Below are 6,040 nucleotides of genomic sequence, written 5' to 3' on the forward strand. Positions count from 1 at the left end.
GATCGACCCGACCGCGCCTAGCACGGTCATTGCACTGAAGACCACGGACATCCGGGCCATGCGCCGGCAGCTCGATGAAATTGCCACTGATGTGGTGAATTATCAGTGCGACGTGGTGTTCCAGGTACCTCGCACCGAAGATGCGCCTTGGTTGAAGAGCTTGCTGGAAAAGCGGGTTCGCAAGATCGACAGCGGCTTCGCACTTGAGCAAAAACACGAGATTCAGCGCAAGTTGCCCGCTCAGGTGGTATTGGTACCGCATCAGCGTTGACACTTCTGGGGGCCCATCGCCGGCAGCCGGCGATGGGTACCAACGCAGCGTCTTACGCAGGGATCGCCTCTGCAGCCGCCTCCCGCTCCCAGACCCGATGCCCTTCCACGGCTTTGACGAAGGCATCCACTGCCTTCTGATCATCCCCAAGCAACAAGCCTTTGTCCTCCTTCAGGCCCAAGCTGCCCAGCAACGCTTTGGCCTCTTTGGCCAACACGATCGCCTTCAAATGCTTGTAACCCTCGAGCAGGAAGTGCTTGGCCACACCACTGCCGCTCAAGGCATCGATTGAAGCCTTGCCTCCCGGTACCACTATCCCGTCGAACATGATCGACGGCATACCCTCGATCGAAGCATCCACCGGCAATTGCTTGCCATCGGCGCTCTTCACCGGCGCCGAGGATGGCCCCAGCAGCATGGGCCGCGCGCTTTGTGCTTCGAGCGCCTTGACCAGCCTGTCGACGCTCGCGGCGTCCACGCCATCGGCGACCACAACGGCAATCTTGCGTCCCTTGATGCCCACATCTCCAGGGTGGTTCATCTGGCTCAAAGCCTTGGACTGCGCAAGCTTGCTACCTTTGACCTGAACCGTGCCCTGCTTGGGCGCCGGCAAGCCGAGGTTGGCCGCCACTGCCGCTGCCAGCTTCAGGTCGATATTGGCCAGGATCTCATTGACCTCACGCGCGCGGATTGCTTCGCGCTCCACCTTGCCCAATTCAAAGCTGTAGGCCTTGATGATGTGCTGCTGCTCGGTCGGGCTCATGCTCTGGAAGAACAGCCGCGCCTGCGAGAAATGATCGCCGAACGACTCGCTGCGCTGGCGGATCTTGTGTGCCTCGATGCGCTCCTGATAGCTCTCGAAGCCACCATCCTGCGCCGCCGGCGGCGTTTCCCGCGGCCAGCCGCCATCGATCGAGTTGGGCTCGTAGGAAGCACGGCCCTTGTCGATGGTCATGCGGTGCATGGCGTCGCGCTGGCTGCTGTGGTTCGGCGCTACCGGCCGGTTGATCGGGATCTCGTGGAAGTTCGGGCCGCCAAGGCGGCTGATCTGTGTGTCGGTATAGGAGAACAGCCGGCCCTGTAGCAGCGGGTCGTTGCTGAAGTCGATGCCCGGCACGATATGGCCAGGGCAGAAAGCGACCTGCTCGGTCTCGGCGAAGAAGTTGTCCGGGTTGCGGTTGAGCACCATCTTGCCGAGCGGCGTCACTGGTACCAGTTCCTCGGGGATCAGTTTGGTCGGGTCGAGCAGGTCGAAATCAAACTTGTGCTCATCGGCCTCTGGGACGATCTGCACGCCCAGTTCCCACTCGGGGTAATCACCCGTCTCGATCGCATCCCACAGATCGCGGCGATGGTAGTCGGTGTCCTTGCCTGCCAGCTTCTGGGCTTCGTCCCACAGTACCGAATGCACACCCTGGCGTGGCTTCCAGTGGAACTTGACGAAGCTGGCCACGCCTTGGGCATTGATCAGGCGGAAAGTATGCACGCCAAAGCCTTCCATCATCCGCAGGCTCCGCGGGATGGCACGGTCGGACATGGCCCAGATGACCATGTGCGCCGACTCAGGCACCAGCGAGACAAAATCCCAGAACGTGTCGTGGGCTGAACCGCCCGTGGGCATTTCATTGTGCGGCTCAGGTTTGACCGCATGCACGAAGTCGGGAAACTTGATGGCATCCTGAATGAAAAATACCGGCATGTTGTTGCCAACGAGGTCAAAATTGCCCTCATCGGTGTAGAACTTCACAGCAAAGCCACGCACGTCGCGCACCGTGTCACCCGACCCGCGCGGGCCTTGCACGGTGGAGAAGCGCACGAAGACCGGGGTTATCTTTTCGGGGTCCTGGAGGAAACCGGCCTTGGTCAGTTCGCTATGGTTGCCGTAGCTCTGGAAGTAGCCGTGGGCACCGGTACCTCGGGCGTGGACGATACGCTCGGGAATGCGCTCGTGGTCGAAGTGGGTGATCTTCTCGCGCATGATGAAGTCTTCAAGCAGCGATGGCCCACGAGCACCAGCCTTCAGGCTGTTCTGGTTGTCGGCTACCTTCACACCCTGGTTGGTACGCAAGGCCTGGCCAGTGGCATCGCTGCGAAACGCCTCCAGGCTCTGCAGCTTGGCGTTGGTGTTGGCGCGGTCGGGGGTCTGCGTGCCGGCGGCCTCACTGTGCTTGGGCGCGTCCGTTTTCTTGCTGGTCATGGTCGGCTCTCCTCATCAGTCTTCAGGCTTGCCCTCTGCGGGCTCGTTCCAGTAGTGACTAGAGGGCTTTGGCGAGCGTTCAATCGGGATTACCAGTTGTCGCGTTATGCCTGATGGATTGGTCCATTACGAAATAAATGCTAAGAACAACTATTGGAAAAGGCTAAAATGCGCCACCCCAGCCAACCGCTGACCCAAATTCCATGCGCCCCACAAGGTTCGCTACGTGATCGAGTTCCAACATGTACACAAGACCTACCGCGTCGCCGGTAGGGAAATCCCCGCTCTGAACCCAACCAGCCTGACCATCGAAGACGGCCAGGTGTTCGGCCTGATCGGCCATTCCGGCGCAGGCAAAAGCACCATGCTGCGCCTGATCAACCGGCTGGAAGAGCCCTCTGGCGGGAAGATCATCGTCGACGGCGAAGACGTTACCGCCTTCAACGCCAACCAGCTGCGCGGCTTCCGCCAGCAAGTCGGGATGATCTTCCAGCACTTCAACCTGCTGGCCTCCAAGACCGTCGCCGACAATGTCGCCCTGCCGCTGACGCTGGCGGGCGGGCTGTCGCGGGCCGAAATCGACAAGCGCGTCACCGGGCTGCTGGCCCGCGTGGGCCTGTCGGACCACGCCAAAAAGTACCCGGCGCAGCTCTCTGGCGGCCAGAAGCAGCGCGTCGGCATCGCCCGCGCCCTGTCGACCAACCCGAAGATCCTGCTGTGCGACGAAGCCACCAGCGCCCTGGACCCGCAAACCACCGCATCGGTGCTGCAGTTGCTGGCCGAGATCAACCGTGAGCTGAAGCTGACCATCGTGCTGATCACCCACGAGATGGACGTGATCCGCCGTGTCTGCGACCGCGTCGCGGTGATGGACGCCGGCCATATCGTCGAGCAAGGCTCGGTGGCCGACGTGTTCCTGCACCCGCAGCACCCCACCACCAAGCGCTTTGTCCAGGAAGACGAGCAGGTCGATGAAGGCGAGCAGCGCGACGACTTTGCCCACGTGCCAGGCCGCATCGTGCGCCTGACCTTCCAGGGCGACGCCACCTACGCGCCGCTGCTGGGCACCGTGGCCCGCGAAACCGGTGTCGACTACAGCATCCTCGCCGGGCGTATCGACCGCATCAAGGATGTGCCCTATGGGCAGCTGACCCTGGCCGTCACCGGCGGCGACATGGAAGCGGCGTTCGACCGCTTCACGGCAGCTGACGTACATATGGAGGTACTGCGTTGATGGACGCCCTGAATTTCTTCGCCAATGTCGACTGGGCCGAAATCTGGCTGGCCACCATCGACACCATGATCATGCTGTTCGGCTCGCTGTTCTTCACCGTGCTGCTGGGCCTGCCATTGGGCGTGCTGCTGTTCCTCTGCGGGCCGAAGCAGATGTTCGAACAGCGGGGCGTGTATGCGCTGCTGTCGCTGGTGGTCAACATCCTGCGCTCGTTGCCGTTCATCATCCTGCTGATCGTGATGATCCCGATCACTGTGCTGATCACCGGTACCTCGCTGGGCGTTGCCGGCGCCATCCCGCCGCTGGTGGTGGGTGCCACGCCGTTCTTCGCCCGCCTGGTGGAAACTGCCCTGCGTGAAGTGGACCGCGGCATCATCGAGGCCACCCAGTCGATGGGCGCCACCACCCGCCAGATCATCACCAGTGCGCTGTTGCCGGAGGCCCGCCCGGGCATCTTCGCGGCCATTACCGTCACCGCCATCACCTTGGTCTCGTACACCGCCATGGCCGGCGTTGTCGGCGCTGGCGGCCTGGGCGACCTGGCCATCCGCTTCGGCTACCAGCGTTTCCAGACCGATGTAATGGTGGTCACCGTGGTACTGCTGCTGGTTCTGGTTCAAGTACTGCAGAGCGTGGGCGACAAACTGGTCGTGCATTTTTCCCGTAAGTAACCCCAATGGGGTCGGCCCGGCCGACCCGTTCGGGGGCCGTCGCGGCCCTCACAAGGAGTGATTCATGAAGAAGCTGCTTGCTGTCGCTGCCGCTGTCGCGGCGTTCTCGGCCCACGCCGGTGACCTGACTGTCGCCGCCACCCCGGTGCCGCACGCCGAAATTCTCAACTTCGTCAAACCGCAGCTGGAAAAAGAGGGTGTAAACCTGAAGGTGAAAGAGTTCACCGACTATATCCAGCCGAACGTACAAGTCGCAGAGAAGCGCCTGGATGCCAACTTCTTCCAGCACCAGCCGTACCTGGATGAGTTCAACAAGGCCAAGGGCACCAACCTGGTCAGCGTTGCCGGCGTGCACATCGAGCCGCTGGGCGTCTACTCGGCCAAGATCAAGAAGCTCGACGAACTGCCTTCCGGTGCCACCGTGGTCATCCCCAACGACGCCACCAACGGCGGCCGTGCCTTGCTGCTGCTGGACAAGGCCGGCGTGATCAAGCTCAAGGACAACAGCAATATCCTGTCGACCGTGAAGGACGTTGTCGCGAACCCGAAGAACGTGAAATTCCGTGAGCTCGAAGCGGCCACCATCCCGCGTGTACTGACCCAGGTCGATGCTGCCCTGATCAACACCAACTACGCGCTGGAAGCCAAACTGAACCCGGAAAAAGACGCGCTGGCCATTGAAGGCAGCGACTCACCGTACGTGAACATCCTTGTTGCCCGCCCGGACAACAAGGACTCGCAAGACATGAAGAAACTGGCGGCTGCGCTGCATTCGCCTGAGGTGAAGCAGTTCATCACCGAGAAGTACAAAGGCGCTGTAGTGCCGGCGTTCTGATCAGAAATCCTGGGGCCGCTTTGCGGCCCCAGGATTTCATCGGCATGCAAAAACCGTCGGCCTGCTTTGCAGGCCTTTGGCGACACCAGGCCCCTCCTACCTCCAGGCCTTGCGCAAGCGCATCAACGCCTCAGCAATCTCTCCCTCTGGCACTGCCGCAAACCCAAGCACCAACCCCGCGCGTTTATCCACAGGCACCTCGCTGTCCTCAAGCCAGTAACTGCTGAGCGGATTCACTTCCACTCCCACCGACTCGGCCTTGGCCACCAGTTCCTGCTCGCGTGTAAAGTTATCCACATCGACTTTCACATGCAGCCCCGCTGCCACATCCGGCATCCCCGCAAGCCCTGGCACGCCCACAGGCCACCCTGCCTTCAGCACATTGCGCCGGCTCAACGCCGCACGGCGCATGCGGCGTATATGCCGCTGAAAGTGCCCCTGGGCCATGAACTCGGCCATCACGCACTGGGTTCCCACCTCGGAATGCCGCACTGCCAGCGCCCTGCCCTGGCTGAAAGCCTGCACCAACCGCGCCGGCAATACCAAATAGCCAAGGCGCAGCGCTGGGAAAGCGATCTTGCCAAAGGTACCGACGTACAGCACCCGCCCTTGCCGGTCCAAAGCCGCCAACGGCGCCAGCGGTGCTCCGTTGTAACGGTACTCGCCGTCATAGTCATCTTCGATGATCCAGCCATCCTGGCGCTCGGCCCAGGCCAGCAACGCCAAGCGCCGGGCCAGGCTCATGGTCACCCCCGTCGGGTACTGGTGCGCCGGGGTGACGTAAACCAAGCGACAGTCGCCAGCGAGGGCAAGCCTGGCGCAGTCGAGGCCC

The 6,040-nt window shown here is 62.0% G+C and carries 5 protein-coding genes and 1 pseudogene; 4 read left to right on the plus strand and 2 right to left on the minus strand.

The annotated features are described in order from the left end of the window. Positions 1–271: pseudogene (locus BLX42_RS17015) on the plus strand (hypothetical protein); the annotation flags it as partial. 52 nt (positions 272–323) lie between these two features. On the opposite strand, the gene katE reads toward BLX42_RS17015, so the two are convergent. Then, positions 324–2,468 carry a catalase HPII gene (katE, locus tag BLX42_RS17020; RefSeq protein ID WP_115273178.1) on the minus strand — a complete coding sequence of 715 codons (2,145 nt, stop codon included), beginning with the start codon at positions 2,466–2,468 and terminating at the stop codon, positions 324–326. Positions 2,469–2,694: 226 nt separating this feature from the next. Between katE and BLX42_RS17025 the strand changes: the two genes are divergently transcribed. The 3 genes from BLX42_RS17025 (at position 2,695) to BLX42_RS17035 (ending at position 5,208) form a co-directional block, all read left to right on the plus strand. Beyond that, entirely contained in the window at positions 2,695–3,702 is a 1,008-nt protein-coding gene (locus BLX42_RS17025; RefSeq protein WP_046786747.1) for a methionine ABC transporter ATP-binding protein, read from the plus strand. Further along, positions 3,702–4,373 (plus strand): methionine ABC transporter permease, encoded by a 672-nt coding sequence (locus BLX42_RS17030; protein ID WP_039603885.1) that lies wholly within the window; start codon positions 3,702–3,704, stop codon positions 4,371–4,373. The genes BLX42_RS17025 and BLX42_RS17030 overlap by 1 nt, the downstream gene beginning before the upstream one ends. Before the next feature lie 64 nt (positions 4,374–4,437). After that, the gene (locus tag BLX42_RS17035) at positions 4,438–5,208 is read left to right on the plus strand and encodes a MetQ/NlpA family ABC transporter substrate-binding protein (protein ID WP_012316868.1); all 771 of its coding nucleotides are present in this window, start codon (positions 4,438–4,440) and stop codon (positions 5,206–5,208) included. Positions 5,209–5,304: 96 nt separating this feature from the next. Here the strand turns inward: BLX42_RS17035 and BLX42_RS17040 are convergent. Beyond that, positions 5,305–6,040 (minus strand): PLP-dependent aminotransferase family protein (locus tag BLX42_RS17040; RefSeq protein WP_161872231.1); only part of this gene is annotated, 736 nt, incomplete at its 5' end.

Origin of the sequence: Pseudomonas sp. SG-MS2, from assembly GCF_009933855.1 — a bacterium.
Taxonomy (GTDB): domain Bacteria; phylum Pseudomonadota; class Gammaproteobacteria; order Pseudomonadales; family Pseudomonadaceae; genus Aquipseudomonas; species Aquipseudomonas putida_E.